This window comes from Brachyspira pilosicoli (genome assembly GCF_019402445.1).
Taxonomy (GTDB): domain Bacteria; phylum Spirochaetota; class Brachyspiria; order Brachyspirales; family Brachyspiraceae; genus Brachyspira; species Brachyspira pilosicoli_B.
The window spans coordinates 1-3,054 of the sequence record NZ_SRZM01000263.1 but is presented as its reverse complement, the minus strand read 5'-3'; the positions used below and the strand labels follow the sequence as shown (position 1 = coordinate 3,054).

At 32.0% G+C, this 3,054-nt stretch carries 1 protein-coding gene; it reads left to right on the top strand.

The genetic code is table 11. The features are described from left to right. Window positions 1-216: 216 nt before the first annotated feature. On the top strand, window positions 217-3,054 hold a 2,838-nt coding region (locus E6A48_RS08590; RefSeq protein ID WP_219709723.1), incomplete at its 3' end, for an efflux RND transporter permease subunit.

Below are 3,054 nucleotides of genomic sequence, written 5' to 3'. Positions count from 1 at the left end.
GACTTCGTCAAAGAACCAAAAAGTGCAAGTGCTTTAGCTTTGTATGTTTGGAATATGTATAAAGTGTAAGATAATGTCTATGTTTTAGCTAAAAAATATTAATAAAAAATAATATAAATACATTCCAATATAAAATTTATTTAAAACTTTTTTATAACCTTATTCGTCTAAAATTATACAACAATATGTATACATACTATATAAGAAGGAGTGCGAATGAGGAGTTTTATAGAGTTAGTAGTAAAAAGACCTGTAGCTGTTTTTATGTGTATAATAGCAGTGTTAATATTAGGTTTTGTAAGTTTAACAAAATTAGCAGTAGATTTCTTACCTAATATGGAGCTTCCCTATATTACAGTAAGAACAGAGTACGAGAATGCAGGACCTGAAGAGGTAGAAAAATCAGTAACTAAAGTAGTTGAAAATGCAGTTGCTACGGTTAGCGGCATTAATTCAATAACTTCTACTTCAGAAGAAGGTCAGTCAAGCGTATTTATAGAGTTTAATTGGGGTACAGATTTAGCCGTTGCAACTGCTGATATAAGAGAGGCAATAGATAGAATAAAAAACTCTCTTCCAGATGATGCTGAAAGCCCTACAGTATTTAAATTTTCTACAGATATGATGCCTGTAATGGAGATAGCATTTTTTGGCACTGATAATTTAGGGGCATTATATACTTTAATAGACAATCAAGTATTAAACAAAATAGAGCAAGCATCAGGAGTTGCAAGAGCAGAAATTAGAGGCGGACTTAAAACAGAAATGAAAGTAGATTTAGTGTTAAACCGTCTTCATGCTTATGGTTTGGATATTAACAGCATAGTTTCTCTTTTGTCATCAGAAAATCAAAACCTATCAGGAGGAGATACATACGAAGGAGTTTATAAATATACTATAAGAACTATGGGAGAGTTTACAACTGTAGAAGATATTGAAAATACTGTGGTTGTATTAAAAACTAATGACACGCCTATAAAATTAAAAGACATAGGAAGAGTTTATCAAGGATATAGCGATGATTCTGAGATAGTAAAAATAAATGGAATGCCTGCAATATCAGTTTCTGTTAATAAAGAATCTGGAGGAAACTCTGTTAATGTATCAAAATCCGTAAAAAAACAATTAGAGAATTTGAATCTTCCAGAAGGCATAAAATATGAAATATTATTCAACAGTGCTGACAATGTAAACGAATCTATAAACGGGGTATTAGAAACAGCTTGGCAGGGAGGTTTGTTTGCTGTTATAATACTTATGTTTTATTTGTGGAATATAAAAACTGTTTCTATAATAGCAATATCAATACCCACATCAATAATCATTACATTTACATTAATGTATTTTATGGGAATTACTTTAAATATTATTTCATTGTCTGGACTTGTACTTGGAATTGGTATGATGGTAGATAACTCTATTGTAGTGCTTGAAAATATATTTTATTATCGAAACAGCGGATACGGTAAATATTCTTCTGCCATAAACGGAACTTCCACTGTGGCATTAGCAATATCAGCCTCCACTCTCACAACAATAGCAGTATTTCTGCCTTTTCTTTTTGTTGAAGGACAGACTGGGCAGCTTTTCAAAGATTTATGTATTACTGTAACAGTTTCAATGATAGGCTCTTTATTTGTTGCTCTTACGGTTGTTCCTATGCTTGGAGCTAGACTTGTAACGAATAAAAAAACTAAATTTTTAATACCTATAGAAAATTTTGTTAATAAACAATTTCATGACAGAGTTAATAATATATATTCCTTTATGCTTAACTTTTCCATAAAAAATAAAAAGAAAGTTTTGATTTCTTCTTTAAGCGTGATACTTGCTGTAATAGTATTAGGCTTAACATTTATTGGAAAGGAAGGTTTCCCAACTTCAGATGAAGGACAATTTAAGATAGATGTAAAAATGCCAGTAGGTACAAAGTCAGCACAAACTCAGTCTTTTGTAAATAGAATGGAAGTAGATATACAAGAAGTAATAGGTAAAGATTTTGACAGAATGCAGTCAAGAGTAAAATCTGGTTCAGAAGAGAACTCTGCTGAAATAAGAGTGCAGTTAAGAGATAAAAGCGAAGGCAGAGAAAAGTCAGTTGATGAATATATAGAGCTTACAAGAAATGTATTAGCATCTTATCCTGCTCAAATAAATATAGCATCAATAAATACTTCAGGTATAGGCAGCGGAGGCAGAAATGGTGGCACAGGCGGACAAGAAATTGAAATAGAGCTTGTAGGCGATGATTTGGATAAAGCCACAGAAATAGCAAACAATATAATAAATGCAATATCTGATGTAGAAGGAATAAGAGAGCCAAGACTTACAAGAGATGATTCAAACCCAGAATTGAAAGTATATGTTAATAGAGAGATAGCGGCAAAAATGGGTGTCAATGTAAATACAATAGCAAATATCATTAAAACAAGCTTCGCAGGTACAGCAGCAACAACTATGACACCGAACAATTCTGATGTTACAGATATAGATGTTAATGTTCAGCTTGGAGAACCTGATAGGCTTAATATAGATGATATATCAAGATTAATGATACCTACAACAGCAGGAATAGTGCCTATATCCTCAATAGCAACTATAGAGAAAAGTTACGGACCTACAGAGATAGATAGAAAAGACAGCACAAGAATAACAAGCATAAAAGCTTCAGCCTACAACAGAGCATTAAGCGATGTAATGCTTGATGTTCAAGAAAGAATAAAAAATGAAGTATTTATACCTTCAGGATTTAGTATTAATTATGCTGGAGATTTTGAAGATATGAATGAAGCATTTTTACAGTTGATTCAAGCTTTGATATTAGCATTAGTTTTAGTTTATGCAATAATGGCAAGTCAATTTGAATCGCTTATTGCCCCTTTTGTTATAGCATTAGCAATTCCATTTGGTTTTGCTGGTTCTTTGATAGCATTATTTATAAGCGGACAAACTTTGAGCGTGTATAGCGGTATAGGTTTTATAGTGCTTATTGGTATTGTAGTAAATAATGGAATTGTGCTTATAGACTATATGAATCAGCTTATGCATGAGAAA